The 16,480-nt window shown below is 40.5% G+C and carries 17 protein-coding genes; 6 read left to right on the plus strand and 11 right to left on the minus strand.

Features of this window, described 5'->3' with window-relative positions; all coding sequences use genetic code 11:
* Positions 1-5: 5 nt before the first annotated feature.
* From pyc to AJGP001_RS11860, 3 genes are all read right to left on the minus strand, one after another.
* On the minus strand, positions 6-3,446 hold the full coding sequence (gene pyc, locus AJGP001_RS11850; protein WP_071153594.1) for a pyruvate carboxylase: 3,441 nt from the start codon (positions 3,444-3,446) through the stop codon (positions 6-8).
* 15 nt (positions 3,447-3,461) lie between these two features.
* Positions 3,462-4,628 carry an FtsW/RodA/SpoVE family cell cycle protein gene (locus AJGP001_RS11855; RefSeq protein WP_058384834.1) on the minus strand — a complete coding sequence of 389 codons (1,167 nt, stop codon included), beginning with the start codon at positions 4,626-4,628 and terminating at the stop codon, positions 3,462-3,464.
* Positions 4,629-4,868: 240 nt separating this feature from the next.
* Positions 4,869-5,150: an Fpa/YlaN family protein gene (locus AJGP001_RS11860; protein WP_058384833.1), complete on the minus strand. Its 282-nt coding sequence runs from the start codon at positions 5,148-5,150 to the stop codon at positions 4,869-4,871.
* 170 nt (positions 5,151-5,320) lie between these two features.
* Between AJGP001_RS11860 and AJGP001_RS11865 the strand changes: the two genes are divergently transcribed.
* From AJGP001_RS11865 to AJGP001_RS11875, 3 genes are read left to right on the plus strand one after another with little or no spacing between them, the layout of a single operon-like run.
* The gene (locus tag AJGP001_RS11865) at positions 5,321-5,827 is read left to right on the plus strand and encodes a hypothetical protein (RefSeq protein ID WP_058384832.1); all 507 of its coding nucleotides are present in this window, start codon (positions 5,321-5,323) and stop codon (positions 5,825-5,827) included.
* 12 nt (positions 5,828-5,839) lie between these two features.
* Complete coding sequence (locus tag AJGP001_RS11870; protein ID WP_058384831.1) at positions 5,840-6,043, plus strand: YlaI family protein; 204 nt, start codon at positions 5,840-5,842, stop codon at positions 6,041-6,043.
* Positions 6,043-6,492 carry a hypothetical protein gene (locus AJGP001_RS11875; RefSeq protein WP_058384830.1) on the plus strand — a complete coding sequence of 150 codons (450 nt, stop codon included), beginning with the start codon at positions 6,043-6,045 and terminating at the stop codon, positions 6,490-6,492. The genes AJGP001_RS11870 and AJGP001_RS11875 overlap by 1 nt, the downstream gene beginning before the upstream one ends.
* On the opposite strand, the gene AJGP001_RS11880 is transcribed toward AJGP001_RS11875, so the two are convergent.
* Both AJGP001_RS11880 and typA read right to left on the minus strand, forming a co-directional pair.
* Positions 6,486-6,815 carry a YlaH-like family protein gene (locus tag AJGP001_RS11880; protein WP_058384829.1) on the minus strand — a complete coding sequence of 110 codons (330 nt, stop codon included), beginning with the start codon at positions 6,813-6,815 and terminating at the stop codon, positions 6,486-6,488. The two genes, AJGP001_RS11875 and AJGP001_RS11880, sit on opposite strands and share 7 nt — an antisense overlap.
* A gap of 23 nt (positions 6,816-6,838) precedes the next feature.
* Positions 6,839-8,686 carry a translational GTPase TypA gene (gene typA / locus AJGP001_RS11885; RefSeq protein WP_071153593.1) on the minus strand — a complete coding sequence of 616 codons (1,848 nt, stop codon included), beginning with the start codon at positions 8,684-8,686 and terminating at the stop codon, positions 6,839-6,841.
* 123 nt (positions 8,687-8,809) lie between these two features.
* On the opposite strand from typA, the gene AJGP001_RS11890 reads away from it, so the two are divergent.
* Entirely contained in the window at positions 8,810-8,995 is a 186-nt protein-coding gene (locus tag AJGP001_RS11890; protein WP_058386869.1) for a YlaF family protein, read from the plus strand.
* A gap of 34 nt (positions 8,996-9,029) precedes the next feature.
* On the opposite strand, the gene AJGP001_RS11895 is transcribed toward AJGP001_RS11890, so the two are convergent.
* Together AJGP001_RS11895 and AJGP001_RS11900 are read right to left on the minus strand one after the other, a co-directional pair.
* Positions 9,030-9,821 carry an inositol monophosphatase family protein gene (locus AJGP001_RS11895; protein WP_078080578.1) on the minus strand — a complete coding sequence of 264 codons (792 nt, stop codon included), beginning with the start codon at positions 9,819-9,821 and terminating at the stop codon, positions 9,030-9,032.
* 86 nt (positions 9,822-9,907) lie between these two features.
* Complete coding sequence (locus tag AJGP001_RS11900) at positions 9,908-10,102, minus strand: hypothetical protein (protein ID WP_038704363.1); 195 nt, start codon at positions 10,100-10,102, stop codon at positions 9,908-9,910.
* Positions 10,103-10,272: 170 nt separating this feature from the next.
* Between AJGP001_RS11900 and AJGP001_RS11905 the strand changes: the two genes are divergently transcribed.
* Positions 10,273-10,914, plus strand: coding sequence for a YktB family protein (locus AJGP001_RS11905; RefSeq protein ID WP_071153592.1), 642 nt, complete (start codon positions 10,273-10,275; stop codon positions 10,912-10,914).
* 19 nt (positions 10,915-10,933) lie between these two features.
* On the opposite strand, the gene AJGP001_RS11910 is transcribed toward AJGP001_RS11905, so the two are convergent.
* On the minus strand, positions 10,934-11,212 hold the full coding sequence (locus AJGP001_RS11910) for a UPF0223 family protein (protein WP_071153591.1): 279 nt from the start codon (positions 11,210-11,212) through the stop codon (positions 10,934-10,936).
* Positions 11,213-11,227: 15 nt separating this feature from the next.
* Positions 11,228-12,193, minus strand: a complete 966-nt coding sequence (locus AJGP001_RS11915) for an NAD(P)H-dependent flavin oxidoreductase (protein WP_071153590.1) — start codon at positions 12,191-12,193, stop codon at positions 11,228-11,230.
* A gap of 135 nt (positions 12,194-12,328) precedes the next feature.
* Between AJGP001_RS11915 and AJGP001_RS11920 the strand changes: the two genes are divergently transcribed.
* Positions 12,329-13,798: an aminotransferase class I/II-fold pyridoxal phosphate-dependent enzyme gene (locus AJGP001_RS11920; protein WP_078080579.1), complete on the plus strand. Its 1,470-nt coding sequence runs from the start codon at positions 12,329-12,331 to the stop codon at positions 13,796-13,798.
* 344 nt (positions 13,799-14,142) lie between these two features.
* Here AJGP001_RS11920 and AJGP001_RS11925 read toward each other — a convergent pair whose 3' ends face one another.
* Positions 14,143-14,982 carry a polysaccharide deacetylase family protein gene (locus AJGP001_RS11925; RefSeq protein ID WP_078080580.1) on the minus strand — a complete coding sequence of 280 codons (840 nt, stop codon included), beginning with the start codon at positions 14,980-14,982 and terminating at the stop codon, positions 14,143-14,145.
* Positions 14,983-15,070: 88 nt separating this feature from the next.
* Positions 15,071-16,480, minus strand: coding sequence for a dihydrolipoyl dehydrogenase (gene lpdA / locus AJGP001_RS11930; protein WP_058384821.1), 1,410 nt, complete (start codon positions 16,478-16,480; stop codon positions 15,071-15,073).

Here is a 16,480-nt window from a genome sequence, read left to right on the forward strand (position 1 = left end):
ATTTTTTATTTTCTTTCCATTTCAATTAGCAAATCTCCTGTAGAAATACCGTCATTAGCAACTACATGGATTGCTTGAATCGTTCCAGCAAAAGGAGCTTGAACAGTTGTTTCCATTTTCATCGCTTCTGTCACGAGTAAATGGTCACCGCGTTTTACTTTAGCGCCTGTTTCTGCAAGTACTTTTAATACTGTTCCAGGCATTGTTGCAGCAATATGGTTTTCATTTGTTGGATCTGCTTTTGGTTTGGCCGTATTATCGGTTTCCACCATCATATCCTGAATACTCACTTCACGCGGTTGGCCGTTCAATTCAAAATAGATAATGCGTGTCCCGTCTTTTTGTGGTTCACCAATTGATACCATTTTCACCATAAGTGTCTTGCCTTTTTCAATTTCTACTTCAATTTCTTCGCCCAGTCTCATTCCGTATAAGAATGTTAATGTATCAAGAACAGATACGTTGCCGAATTGGGTATTCGTCGTTGTGTATTCATCAAATACTTTTGGATAAAGTGCATAAGCCAAAACTTCATGACTTGTTACTGGACGTTCTAATTTATCATACAAAGTTCTCTTAATGGCATCAAAATCTGCCGGTTCTAGCAGTTCACCTGGACGAATCGTAATTGGTTCACGCTCTTTTAGAATGACTTTCTGAAGTTCTTCTGGGAATCCGCCATGTGGTTGTCCAATATACCCTTCAAAAAATTCAATAACTGATTCGGGGAAGTCGATTGTCTTGCCGCGTGTGATTACTGTTTTTTCATCTAACTCATTTTGAACCATAAACAATGCCATATCCCCTACTACTTTAGAAGAAGGAGTTACTTTTACGACATCTCCAAATAATAAGTTGACGCGTGAATACATTGCTTTTACTTCTTCCCAGCGCAACCCAAGCCCTACAGCTTTAGCTTGTTGCTGAAGATTGCTGTACTGACCACCTGGCATTTCGTGGACGTAGATTTCTGAATGTGGGCTATTCATGCCACTTTCAAAATCTACATAGTATTTGCGAACGTCTTCCCAATAATGAGACATTTTTTCGAGATTTTTCACATCTGATCGAATTTCACGTTTGCCACCGCTCATAGCATAATGTAGAGAACTTGCACTTGGTTGTGATGTAAGACCTGCCATTGACCCTAGAGCTGTATCAACGATATCAACACCTGCTTCAATCGCTTTCGAGTACATATAAATTCCGTTACCACTCGTATCATGCGTATGAAGGTGAATTGGCAATGACACAGTATCTTTAAGTTCGGATACTAAACGATATGCCGCTTCTGGCTTTAACAGTCCCGCCATATCTTTAATCGCTAAAATATGTGCGCCTGCTGCTTCTAATTCTTTAGCCATATCTTTATAATATTGAACCGTATATTTGTCTCGACTCGGATCCAAAATATCTCCAGTGTAACAAATTGCCGCTTCAGCGACTTTGCCCGATTGGCGGACTTCATCAATCGCCACTTCCATACCTTTGATCCAGTTTAAGCTATCGAAAATACGGAATACATCGATTCCTGCATCTCCAGATTTGCGAACAAATTCACGAATCACATTATCCGGGTAATTCTTATAGCCGACCGCATTTGCTCCTCGGAACAACATTTGGAACAAGACATTCGGAATATCTTTACGAAGTTTGATCAAACGTTCCCAAGGGTCTTCTTTTAAAAATCTGTAAGAGACATCGAACGTGGCGCCTCCCCACATTTCCAAAGAAAATAGATCACTCTGCAAACGAGCAGTTTCTTTCGCAATTTCAAACAAATCATGCGAACGAACGCGTGTAGCTAATAGAGATTGGTGAGCGTCACGGAACGTCGTATCTGTAATTAACACATCTTTTTGTTCATGAATCCATTTCGTTAATCCTTCCGCTCCTTGCAAATCAAAAATTTGCTTTGTGCCATTTGGCGCTGGAGACAAGAGATCGATTTCCGGTTTTCTTGGAGCCGTATGAATTGGTTTCTTTTTCTTCTCAATTCCAGGGAAGCCGTTAACTGTCACGTTCCCTATATAACTTAATAATTTAGTACCGCGGTCTTGTCGGACTGGGAAGATAAACAACTCTGGAGTCGTATCAATAAAGCTCGTATCAAAATCGCCTGTAATAAAGTTTTTATGTTTTACAACATTTTCTAAGAAAGGAATATTTGTTTTGATTCCACGGATACGGAATTCCTGAAGATTGCGATCCATTTTAGCAGCTGCTTCTTTGAATGTTAATGCCCAAGTCGATACTTTCACTAAAAGAGAATCGTAATAAGGTGAAATAACAGCCCCTTGGAAACCATTCCCTGCATCAAGTCTTACGCCAAATCCACCACCCGAGCGGTAAACCATCAATTTTCCGGCATCTGGCATAAAATCATTCAATGGATCTTCTGTCGTTACACGTGATTGAATGGCAAAACCGAATAATGGAATGTCACTTTGTTGCGGAATTCCTACTTCTTCGCTATGAATCATATGTCCTCTTGCGATGTGAATTTGCGCATGAACAATGTCGATTCCTGTAATCATTTCTGTAATCGTATGTTCAACTTGAATACGCGGATTTACTTCAATAAAGTAAAATTCATCATTTGCTACGAGAAATTCGACAGTACCGGCGTTTATGTAGTCGATATTTTTCATTAACTTGACTGCAGCATCACAAATTTCATTGCGTAATTCATTGCTGATTGAATTGGAAGGTGCAATTTCCACAACCTTTTGGTGACGGCGCTGGATCGAACAATCTCTTTCGTACAAATGGATAACATTGCCCTCAGAGTCCCCCAAAATTTGAACTTCAATGTGTTTTGGTTTATCAACAAATTTTTCCACATACATTTCATCGGATCCAAATGCAGCTTTCGCTTCAGACTTCGCACGTTCATAAGAAGATGCTAATTCTTCGTGAGATCTAACAATTCGCATTCCACGGCCACCACCGCCAAGAGACGCTTTGATCATTAACGGGAATCCGGCTGTTTTGCTGAACTCTTCAACTTCCTCAAGTGAATCAACAGGACCATCTGTCCCTGGAATCACAGGAATACCAGCCGCAATTGCTTGTGTGCGCGCTTTTACCTTGTCTCCGAACATGTCTAAATGCCGCGAAGTTGGACCAATAAAAACAATTCCTTCTTCTTCACAACGTCTAGCAAAATGAACATTTTCAGATAAGAAGCCATAGCCAGGATGAATTGCATCCACATTGGAATCTTTAGCGATACGAATGATGTCTTCGATATCCAAATAAGCGTCAATTGGTTTTTTTCCTTTACCAACCAAATAGGATTCATCCGCTTTGTACCGATGAAACGAACCACTGTCTTCTTGAGAATAAATCGCAACTGTTTGAATTTTCAGTTCTGTACAAGCGCGGAAAACCCGAATAGCGATTTCTCCGCGGTTGGCCACCAAGATTTTGTCAATCTCCTTCACACCGCAGCACACCCTTTACTTTTTGGTTTTTTCGTATTTATTGAACATGGAAACATTCATTAATACTCCCATAGCTAAAGATAACAAAATTACGGACGTTCCGCCATAGCTGATAAAAGGAAGTGTAACACCCGTCAACGGAATGATGCCCGTTAACCCTCCTAAATTCACAAATGACTGGATTCCAATCATACTGGCAATACCTGCTGCAAGCATTCTCGCTAACGGATCATGTGTTGTCATCGCAATCCAAAGTCCACGAAGTACAATAAAGCCTAACCCACCCAAAACAAACACTACACCCAACACACCCAGTTCTTCAGCAATGACTGACATAATGAAATCGGTATGGGGTTCCGGTAGATAGCCCAATTTCTGAATAGATTGACCGAGTCCTAAACCACTCAATCCCCCAGAGCCAATAGCTAGATAGCCGTTAACAATCTGAAAACCAAATCCTAATTCATCCGAAAACGGATTAAAAAAAGCATCCAGACGTCCAAGACGTTTTTCAGTAAAAATCATATCTCCTGCAAAAATCATGAAAGGCACAATAATAATAGATGCTGCCGCAATAAAAATACCTGCAAGACGGATAAATGGTTTTAAGCGAACACCACTCGCTGACATAACCGATAAACCGACCGCTCCAATAATTAGCATAGAACCAAGATCGGGCTCAAGAAATACAGAAAACAGGACAAGCGTCAAAATAATAACAGGTGGTATAATCGCATCATTCAATTTGTTGATGGTGCCATTGTGATATTTGTTTGAAAACACTCCTGATAAATAGAGAATGATGCCGACTTTTGCTACTTCTGAAGGCTGTATATTAGCAAATCCAAGGCTGATCCAACTTTTAGCACCACCCGCTGCAAAACCGACAAAATGCACAGCAACCAAACCAGTAAAAACCACTGCTAGAATGATCATCATCATCCATCTCTTTTTAAAATGTTTGTATGGGAAAACTGCTGCAATCGCGAAAACTGGAAACGCAATTGCTAAATTTATTAATTGTTGTATGTAAAATCGGTCCGGCTCAGAGCCATAATAATTGACTGACCAGGCCATACTTGAACTGTAGATCATAATCAAGCCAAATATTATTAAAGCCAGATAAGTAAAAAATAAAGGATAATCAAAGAACTTTGCGTATTTCTTGATGTAAGATTTCATTTTAATACCTCTTTTAAATTTGATGGATTAGGGAGAAAATGCAAATCGCTGCATAAATTTGATAGGTAACAACAATTTTAAATGAAATGCCAGTCTGCCTGATATATGAAAAAAGGCTACCTTAAAGGCTGACTTTTCAATGGTGTCTGGCACCAACGAACCTCTAATTGATGAAGAGTCTAACTAGAATATGTCCTTAAATTTTAAAAAAACTCAAACAAATTTCGTTTGAGTTTTAGATCATTTATTTGTATACGCTTCGTGAAGAATGGAAAGTTTCTTTTCCAGCGTATCCATTAAATTTTTTCCAGCCTCACGTTCGATTAGCCCCAGCTTAACCGCAAAATCGATTTCACGCGATAGGCCGAACATTTGGGTGTCAAGCACCTCTTCATATAAAGGACAAGATGGCAATGTCAAATGATCCATTTGCACCTTAATCAATTGCTCAATTTTTTCTGCATCAGCTTTGAGGAGTTCCAAGGCCTTCAGATGGTATGTTTGTTCTTCTGTATGTTCCATGAGGAATCCCCCCATATTATGAGTTTTCTTCTCTATTTTCCTGTTTAAAGTGTATCTTTTAAAAAGAGAAAATGCAAGCCTCTATAATGAAAGAGATGAATCCCTTTAGGAACTTGACACAAAAAGGTATACTATTAAGAGAGCAACTATTTAAGATGGAGGGTTTACCCATGGAATTTATTGTACCTTTTAAAGGTGAAGTGAAATTTAAACTTATATTAGATCCTACTGTATGGATTTTTGACGACCGTAAGTTGAATTTGGAAACGTATTTTCAAGAAGAGCGAATCGAAAAAGACGAACTTGAAGACTATAAGCGTGGAATGGGTGAACATTGGTCTCGTGAAATCATGGAAGGCAGTACCGTACCGCCGACTTTGAATTCAGAGAAAACCTATAAGAGTAAAGAAAAAAAAGAAATGCTAACAGGAACTTTCGGCATTCTTTTCAAGCCATTCCTTTTGAATGCAGAACCTTTTGAACATGCAAAACGTGTAGTTTTTGAAACCTTAAACGGTGAATTCGAATTTCCAATTGAGCATGCTGCACAACTAATTTTCAAATTTAGTGATCACGGTAAACCTTTAAAAGAAGATGGTCCTGTGCACGTACTTCTTCCAGACGGTTCTAATCAGGAAAATCCAATTACCGATATCCAAGCCATTCGAGTCGAATAGGAGTGATTCATTATGCGTGTGAAATGTGTAATCTGCGATAAGATTGAAGAGTTAGTCGATGATACACTCCAAGCAAAGCGCCTGCGCAATAGACCGATCCATACACATATGTGCAACGAATGCCACGACCGGATCACAGATAGAACAAAAGAACGCATTGCCACGGGTTCTTTTCGATTTTATCGTAGTTCCCGTAGCATTGAGGATGATTTCTGATGAAGCTCTTAAAAGGTCTCTGGATTGGCTTTTGGAGTGGGTTGATTTTAGGACTTTTAATGAAGTGGATTCAATCAGTCACTGGCGTTCAAATATATACACTATTACTGAATGTTGATTTTGTTCCAGTGATCGGGACAATACAATGGTCAGAAGTTACGGAATTTATTTTTCATATGACGATTTCACTGATTATCGGTGTTGTCTTTGTTTATTTAGCCAAACGACGAAATTATTCATTTGGTCAATTGGTGCTCATCAGTTTACTGATGTCAGTTCCTTTCCCGTTTCTTTACTTTTTACTATCTTATCTTGCAATTGAAGCTAATGTTCCAGCTGTTACAGATTGGGGAGCGTTTCTGTATTGGGTTTTTTCTCACCTCACATACTCCTTGTTGCTGCCTATTCTCTATAAAACTTTTGAACGCAAAAACGCTGTATCTCAATGAGATACAGCGTTTTCGCGTTTTTCGCGCCATAAGCGGATTTTATAAAGAATCAGTATGAGCGCTGCAATGACTAGCCCTTCAACAATTGGTAAGAAAAAGGCAAGAAACGTAAGCCCTAAACCACCGATTGCCAAAAACAAACCAATCGCTACATTTTTTCCAAGTGATAACTTTTTAGCAAACCCCAATTTATAAACAAACGCCGAGAGCAGGAAAATTATCGCAAACAATGCGTATCCTGCCATTTCAAAACTCGGCAAATTTTGATACAAAATTCGAGCTACCGGATACATATTGTCATAGACAAAAGCTTGTTCGTCCACGGTTATACATCCTTCCTATTCACTTATTCTTCGATGGCAACTTTCTTTTTCTTAGCCATACGTTCACGTTCGTTTTTATCAAGAATCTTTTTGCGCAGACGAATCGTTTGCGGTGTAATTTCGCAATACTCATCATCGTTCAAGTATTCAAGCGCTTCTTCAAGACTCATTAAGCGTGCTTTTTTCATTGTTGTTGTTTGGTCTTTGTTAGCTGAACGAATGTTTGTTGCAGCTTTAATTTTTACGATATTTACTGTAAGGTCGCTGTCGCGGTTATGTTGTCCAACTATCATACCTTCGTAAATTTCAGCGCCAACTTCAACGAATGAAGTTCCGCGGTCTTCGATCCCCATCAAGCCGTAAGTCGAAACTTTACCGCGCTCCATAGATACCAATACGCCTTCACGACGTCCGCCAACACGACCAGAAGCAACTGGCTGGTAGCTGTCGAATGTGTGGTTAATAATTCCATAGCCACGAGTTTGCGTTAAGAATTCAGTTGTATAACCGATTAAACCACGTGCCGGTACGTTAAATACCATACGAACTTGTCCACTACCATTGTTTACCATATCCAACATTTCACCTTTGCGCTCACCCAATGACTCGATAATTGCGCCAGTGTATTCTTCAGGCACGTCCACTTGAACACGCTCAACAGGTTCGCAGCGAACTCCGTCAACCATACGAACGATAACTTCAGGTTTAGAAACTTGAATTTCGAATCCTTCGCGACGCATATTTTCGATCAAAATCGACAAATGCAATTCTCCGCGTCCAGATACTACCCAAGCGTCAGGCGAATCTGTTGCGTCTACACGTAAAGATACGTCTGTTTGTAATTGAGCATCCAAACGTTCTTGGATTTTTCTTGAAGTGATCCATTTGCCTTCTTTACCTGCAAATGGGCTGTTGTTAACTAAGAAAGTCATTTGTAGAGTTGGCTCATCAATGCGCAAGACAGGCAATGCTTCGCGATGTTCTGCAGGACAAACCGTTTCCCCTACGTTGATGTCTTCCATACCCGAAACGGCAATCAAATCGCCAGCTTCTGCTTTTTCGATTTCCACCCGTTTTAGGCCCATGAAACCGTGCATTTTCGTCACACGGAAGTTTTTGAATGAACCGTCTAGTTTCATCAATGAAACCGATTGTCCAACTTCGATCGTCCCGCGGAATACGCGGCCAATTCCGATACGTCCAACATAATCACTATAATCAAGAAGAGCTACCTGGAACTGAAGTGGCTCATCTCTGTTATCGATTGGCGCTGGGACGTGTTCCAGGATCGCATCATAAACAACCTGCATGTTTTCTTCTTGATCAGCAGGATCTGAAGAAAGACTTGCTGTACCGTTCATACCTGATGCAAAAATAACCGGGAATTCCAATTGATCGTCATTCGCTTCAAGTTCAATGAACAATTCGATGACTTCGTCAACCACTTCTTCAGGACGTGCAAAGTCACGGTCAATTTTGTTTACAACTACGATTGGCTTCAGGTTTTGTTCTAATGCTTTTTTCAGTACGAAGCGCGTTTGTGGCATACAGCCTTCATAAGCGTCTACTACCAATAGAACACCATCAACCATTTTCATGATACGTTCAACTTCTCCACCAAAATCCGCGTGTCCAGGCGTATCTAGGATGTTGATTTTAGCGTCTTTGTATTGAATTGCAGTATTTTTCGCAAGAATTGTAATTCCGCGTTCTCTTTCGATGTCGCCAGAATCCATTGCGCGTTCGTCAACGTGTTCGTTTGAACGGAAAGTTCCGGATTGTTGTAGAAGCTGATCCACTAGCGTTGTTTTACCATGGTCAACGTGGGCAATAATTGCAATGTTTCTTAAGTCGTTACGTAATTTAGTCATAATTTCACTCCAATATTCTTTTTTCATGCCTATAACTGTGCTAGTATAGCACATATAGGTGTAAAACCCTAAGATTTTATTTCAGTTTGTAAGCTACAGGAGGCAAATCAAGTGAAAAAATCAATAAAAAACATTAAATGGATCTTCGTATTGTACTCTTTGGCAGCGTTACTAGCGATGGCAGGAATCGGCTTGGCTGTTGGCTTGCGCAGTGTACTGGGCATATTCGCAGCAATCTTAGTCCTGTGTTTAATCATGGGCATGGGATTCAAGAAGAAAAAAGAAATGCGGGAAGCCGGATTACTATAATTATAAAAAAAGATGCGGAATTCCGCATCTTTTTTTACTTGAATTTTATATATTTTTCTAACAATTTTTGATGAATTGCGGGATTAGCTGCTATAAAAGTGTCTTGTTTTAAAAGATTTGCTGGGTCTCCTTTAAAATTCGTCGTTATTGCACCTACTTCTTGAGCAATAACCATACCCCCAGCAATATCCCACGGAGATAACCTCATTGAAATATACGCATCAAAACGCCCAGATGCCACATAAGCAAGTTCAAGTGCCGCCGAACCATAAGAGCGTGTACCGCGTACATCGCGAATCAATTGAATGATAGCTTCGTGATCTAAATAACGATTTGGGATTGACCATGTCGCATTCATTGCTACGATGGATTCGGATATGTCTGTTTCCATAAGCGGTCTTAGCTTTTCATTGTTGCAATATGCTCCACCGTCTTTAACTCCGTGGTATAAATCATCGTTGACAACATCATATATATAGCCCAGTTTACCGATCCCATCTTCGTATATTCCTAGAGATATAGCAAAGTTGCGTTTTTGATGAACAAAATTCATCGTGCCATCGATTGGATCGAGCAACCAAATAATTCCGTTCGTGTTTTGGATATCATCTCCAAAGCCCTCTTCTCCGAAAATTCGATGCCCTGAGAAATCTCTGCGAATCCGCTCGATAAAAAATTGTTCAATTTCTTTATCCATATTGGTTACCAAATCATTGGCATTTGATTTTGATTCAATCGTGATATCCGTTAAAAAAGAATTACGAATCTGATGCCCTGCTTCTTTAATGAGTGATTTTATGTATCTATCCATAGCATGCAAATCCATCTGTGCATCCCTCCTTGTTTGTTTCAGTATAACGAAAAAGGCATCTGCTGTCTTACTCTAGCAGATGCCTTTAATGTATAGATGAATTAGAGCGCATGGAGGGCCTCCAGTTCTAGGTGAATTTCCTGAAGTCGCTGTTTACTTTTAGACACTTCATGGTCGTCCTTTTGCTGCATTGCATCAAACAGTGAAGCAAGTTCATAATCGAGTTCTAACTTTAATACATGTACATATTCCTTCTCTACATCCGCTTTGCGGATTATCTGAACCATCTGTTTCATAATGAGCACCCCTTTCTCATCAAAGTCGGAAGATTCCGACTAATCTTGTTGCAACTTTATAATAACATTTTTTTCTAACGAAATCCATTGGCAGGAACGTATTTATATTCTTTTTTCCCAAACTTCGTTAAAATGAAACCTGATTGCTTAAATTAGAGGAGGATATTTATTTGAAACCTTACTGGAACGAACAAGATTTTGAAGTTTTTAACACTCCTGGCTTAGATGCTAGAATGTCTGCACTGACTGATATTGTCCGGCCAAAATTCGAAGAACTTGGCATTGAATTTTCATCATTTTTCTCTAGAAAAACCGGAAATGAATTTTTCCCTCACGTAGCTAAACATATGCGAAGAACTGTAAATCCGCCAAATGATAGTTGGGTAGCCTTTGCACCTTTTAAAAGAGGCTATAAAGCCGTTCCTCATTTTCAAATTGGTATGTGGGAAAGTCACGTATTCATTATTTTAGCGGTTATTTATGAGGCTCCGAATAAAACTGCAATGGCGCAAAATTTATTGCATTCTGATGTATTGCAACAGTTGCCAACCGATTTCACCGCTTCAGGAGATCATATGAAACCGCAGTCCAATACCTTATATGAATTAGGTGACGCAGGTATTGAAAAACTGCTAATTCGGTTGCGTAATGTAAAAAAAGGCGAATTTGTAATTGGCCGCCATTTAACTAGAGAACAGGCCGCTTCTTTAAATAAGGAACAATTTTTTCAATTCACAGAAGAAACTTTCCAAGCTTTACTGCCTGTTTATACAGCTTTACTCCAACCGGCAAAAGAACCTGTCAGCCGCTAAGGCTACAGGTTCTTTTTTATTACTTGTTTTTTAGTTTGATGGTTTCATCGCCTGTTCCAGCTTTCATTTCTTTAATAACCGGAAAGGCTACATACCCACTTTCTTCTTCAAATTCACGAAAATAGGTTTTTTCTTCTGATATCGAAGGAACTACTTGCTTGAACTGACGATAGCGCGTCAATAAGTCTTGTCGGGTAATGCCTTTTTCATAGGCCATTTCAATTGCTTCAAAAAAACCGACAACATCAATAATTTCTTCTGTTGACCATTCAATTGAAAATGGATAAGAATAATCCATTGTTCATCCCTCATTTCATCTAGTAACTGACCATTTGCCTCGGATTTCTTCAGCCTGTTTGACCATTGAGTCAATCAGTTCCTGAACTGTCGGCTCATCTTTGATCAATCCAGTCACTTGTCCCGCCCACCCAAAGCCTTGGTCTGTTTCTCCATTATAGATGAAACGCTTGTTGGCTTCACCACTAATGTATTCTTTTAAAGCCTCATAAGTGGGCGCGTGACTTTCAATCTCTAAAATTTTGTCGGTCCAACTATTACGTAACGTTCGCGCAGGCGCACCAATGCTGCGTTTGATAATAACTGTATCGTTCTCTGAACTATTGATTAACAGCTGTTTATATGCTGCTGAGGCATGGACGCATTCTTTTGTGGCAATAAAGCGTGTGCCCATTTCAATTCCTTCAGCACCTAATGCAAGAGCGGCCATCCAGCCCCGTCCGTCACCAATTCCTCCTGAAGCGATAACCGGAATCTTTACAGCATCTACCACTTGTGGAATTAGCACCATTGTCCCAATATCGTCACGCCCCAAGTGTCCGCCACCTTCTTGACCCACGACCATAACAGCATCAGCACCGAGACTTTCTGCTTTTTGAGCTTGCCTTTTTGCAGCAACCAATACCAACTTTTTAATGTTGGTCTCTTTTAGTTGCTCGAATATTGGCGTCGGATTGCCACCGGTCATCGAAACAACCGGCACTCTTTCTTCAATCGCTACATTCAACATATGAGAAAACGAACGACCGTGATCGCCAATTGCAAAATTAACACCAAAAGGCTTGTCCGTCAATTGTCTTACTTTTTGAATCTCTGTTCTCAATTCTTCAGGCGTTGACAAACTCATTGCTGTAATTTGACCAAGTCCTCCTGCATTTGACACTGCCGCAGCTAGTTCCGCATAGGCTAAGTAAGCCAATCCCCCTTGAATAATTGGGTAACGAATTCCTAATAGTTCCGTCACTTTTGTTTTGAATTCCATCAACTCACTCCTTTTCTCTCTATAGGTCATGTATTCGCTTTCACTACGGAAAATCCTTTTAATTTGTACTATAGGTGAGTACATCATGCTATAATTCATTTTGTTTTCATTTTATTTAGCGAGGTGGGCTTATCATTGTCTCAATTAGAAACTCCGTTATTTGATGCGCTTCTCAAGCATCGAAACCGGCACCCAATCCAGTTTCACATTCCTGGCCACAAAAAAGGGCAAGGTGTAGATCCAGCTTTTAGAGAATTTGTCGGCGACAACATTCTTTCTATCGATTTAATTAACATCGCTCCTTTGGATGATTTACATTCTCCAAAAGGTGCCATCAAAAAAGCGCAAGAGCTAGCTGCTGAAGCTTTTGGAGCAGATTATACATTCTTTTCTGTACAAGGTACAAGTGGCGCAATTATGACAATGATTCTTAGTGTCGTTGGTCCCAATGATAAAATTCTAGTGCCAAGAAATGTCCATAAATCTATCATGTCAGCTATTGTTTTCGCTGGTGCTATCCCGATTTTCATTCATCCTGAAGTAGATCCTGATCTTGGGATCTCTCATGGAATTTCGGCGGAAGCAGTAGAAAAAGCATTAGTTGAGTATCCAGATACTAAAGCCGTACTAGTCATTAATCCGACTTATTTCGGCATAGCCGCTGACTTAAAACGGATTGTCGATATTGCACATTCGCGGAATATCCCTGTTTTGGTCGATGAGGCACATGGGGTTCATATTCATTTCCACAAGTCATTGCCGATTTCCGCAATGGCAGCAGGAGCAGATATGGCAGCAACTTCTGTCCATAAACTAGGTGGATCTATGACACAAAGTTCGGTGCTAAATGTACGAGAAGGTTTAGTATCGCCGAAGCGCGTACAATCGACGCTTTCTATGCTAACGACGACGTCGACGTCCTATCCAATTTTAGCGTCTCTTGATACTGCACGCCGTCAATTGGCAATCAATGGCTATGATTTGATTGATCGGACGATTCGGCTAGCTCAAGATGCGCGCAAACGCATCAACAAAATCCCCCATTTACACTGTGTGGGTAAAGAATTACTAAATTCGTCCGCCACTTTTGATATGGACCCGACGAAACTATTAATCAGTGTAAAGAATTTAGGTATTACTGGACATCAGGCCGAGGAATGGCTGAGAGAAAACGCTAATATTGAAATCGAACTTTCCGATTTGTATAATATTTTATGCCTCATCACAATTGGCGATAGCCGCAAAGAAGTAAATCTATTGATCAATGCACTTCAACGTATGACTGAGACCTTAGAAAGTGATGCCGTAGTCATCGAACCTGTCGTATTGATGCCAGACATTCCAAGACTCGCAATGACACCACGTGACGCTTTCTATGCAACAACAGAAGTTATCTCAATCAATGAAGCAGTCGGACGCATTTCTGCTGAATTTATCATGGTCTACCCACCCGGTATCCCTATTTTCATTCCTGGTGAAATCATCACCCAAGAAAATATCAACTATATCCATATGAACGTAGCTGCCGGGTTACCCGTACAAGGACCAGAAGACGACACACTGCAAATGCTACGGGTTATAAAAGAACAACAAGCGATTAGGTAACACGAAAAGTGAAAGTGCCTGGTCAGCTCCGACAGGCATAAGACGGCCCAGCAGTGTGGCGTTCTTTGCCACGCAGCTGGGTTGACTTATGTCCCGAGGAGCTAGGCACTTGCAACTGGACACCGAAAAGCGTAAGCAGCCATGTAGATTCGACAGGCATAAGACGCTCTGGCGAAGTGGCGTGTTTTCAGCCACACAGCCAGAGTGGCTTATGTCCCGAGAATCTGGCTGCTGGAGTCTAGACAACGAAAAGTGAAAGTGCCTGGTCAGCTCCGACAGGCATAAGTTTACATAATGAACCCCCCAAAAAACGATCCACAGAAATATACCTGTGGATCGTTTTTTTACATACCTTCGATTGTTTTCGGGTCCACAAAGCCATATCCTTTATCTTGTAGTCCTCGGATAATTCCGGGTAATGCCTCTGCAGTCCAATCTCGATCGTGCATCAATAAATTAGCACCATTATTTAAATACTCCGTATTAACCATAATTTCTGTTAATGCCGCAGCGTCTTGATAGTCTTTTTCCCAGTCGTAGCCGTAGGTCCAGTTCATGAGAACCATCTGTTGGTCTTCGACAAGTTGTTTGCTAAAGTCAGTATTAGAGCCAAAAGGAGCACGGAAAAACTTTGGTTTTTCTCCAGTAATTTCTTCAACAACTTTATTTATCTCCAAAATTTCTTGTTGCTGCTGCTGCTCAGAAAGATTTTTTAAATTTTCGTGGCTATATGTATGATTTCCAATTACAAAGCCCATATCGTAGATTTCTTTTAACTGTTGCTTTTCCTCATCTGTATCTAAAAAATGACCATTGACGAAGAAAATTGCTGGAATTTCTTTACTTTTCAACGTTTCTGCCATTTCTATTGAATGCTTGTCCGGCGCATCATCAATAGTTACTAATACTACTTTTTCAGCAGCATCTGCTATAGGTTGTACTGACCAATTAGCAGGATTAATGCGATATTGTGGTTCCGACGTTACTCCTTCTTTTGGTTCTTCTTCAACTTCTTCTTCTTTTGTTTCAATTACTTCTTCATCTTTTCCGGCTTTTTTTCCTTCAGTTGCAACTTGTTCTTCAACTGTCTTTTCTTCCTTATTTGTAACTGCTTCATCGTCATTTCCACATGCCGCTAGTAATAACAGGGCGGTTACCAAAACCATTGCTTTTCTATTTATCAATCCAAACACTCCTTTGTCATACAAATCTTACCATGAAAAATAGCTTTTCTCCAAAAAAAAGAAGCCGCAAAAGCGACTTCTCTACTATTTATTTAATAATGTGAATTGGTGTTCCAAGAGCTACTTCAGCAGCTTCCATAGTGATTTCAGCAAGTGTTGGATGAGCATGAATCGTCATCGCGATATCTTCTACTGTCATTCCAGCTTCGATAGCAAGACCAAGCTCAGCGATCATGTCTGATGCGCCAGCTCCAACAATTTGTGCACCTAACAGCAAACCGTCAGATTTACGCGAAACTAGCTTCACGAATCCTTCAGTTGCGTTTAATGAAAGAGCACGGCCGTTTGCAGCGAACGGGAATTTCGCAGCCGCAGCTTCGAATCCTTCTTCTTTTGCCTGTTCTTCAGACAAACCAACGCTTGCAAGTTCCGGATCTGTAAAGCAGACCGCTGGAATAGCCATGTAATCAACTTCAGACTTTTCTCCTGCAATTGCTTCTGCAGCTACTTTACCTTCGTATGAAGCTTTGTGTGCTAACTGAAGGCCAGCTACTACATCACCGATTGCATAAATGTTGGAGATGTTTGTACGACATTGTTTGTCGACTTCGATCAAGCCACGGTCAGACATATTCAAGTTCAATTCTTCAAGACCCATTTCGTCTGTATTTGGACGACGGCCAACAGTTACAAGAACATAATCTGCTTCAAGCGTTTTTTCTTCTCCGCCCGCTTCATACGATACCGTAACGCCAGAATCAGTTTCTTTTACACCTTTAGCAGATGCTTTAGTGATAACTTCAACGCCTTTTTTCTTCAATCCTTTTTTGACGATTGCTGTCATTTGTTTTTCAAACCCAGCAAGGATATCCGGTGTGCCTTCAAGGATCGTTACTTCAGAACCCATGTTTGCAAATGCAGTACCCAGCTCTGTACCGATATATCCGCCGCCAATAACGATAAGTTTTTTCGGAAGCTCAGTAAGTGCCAAAGCGCCAGTTGAATTAATTACGCGTTTTGTAAATTTGAAAGTCGGGATTTCGACTGGACGAGATCCAGTTGCGATAATAGCATTTTTAAATTTATACGTTTGTGCTGAATTGTCATCCATAATGCGGACAGTGTTTTCATCAACAAAATAAGCTTCACCGCGTAAAATTTCAACTTTATTGCCTTTCAGAAGAGACTCCACGCCGCCAGTCAATTTCTTAACGACGCCATCTTTGAACGCTTGCGCTTTTTCAAAGTTAAGTGAAACTTCCTTTGCGATAATTCCCATGTCTTCTGAATGCTGAGCTTCCTCAAAACGGTGCCCAACAGAAATCATTGCTTTTGAAGGAATACAGCCGACGTTCAAGCAAACGCCACCAATATATTCTTTCTCTACGATTGTTACTTTTTGGCCAGTTTGCGCTGCCCGGATTGCTGCAACATAACCGCCAGGGCCTGAGCCAATTACGAGCGTGTCTGTTTCGATTGGGAAATCTCCTACTACCAT

The organism is Planococcus faecalis, from assembly GCF_002009235.1.
GTDB classification, from domain to species: domain Bacteria; phylum Bacillota; class Bacilli; order Bacillales_A; family Planococcaceae; genus Planococcus; species Planococcus kocurii.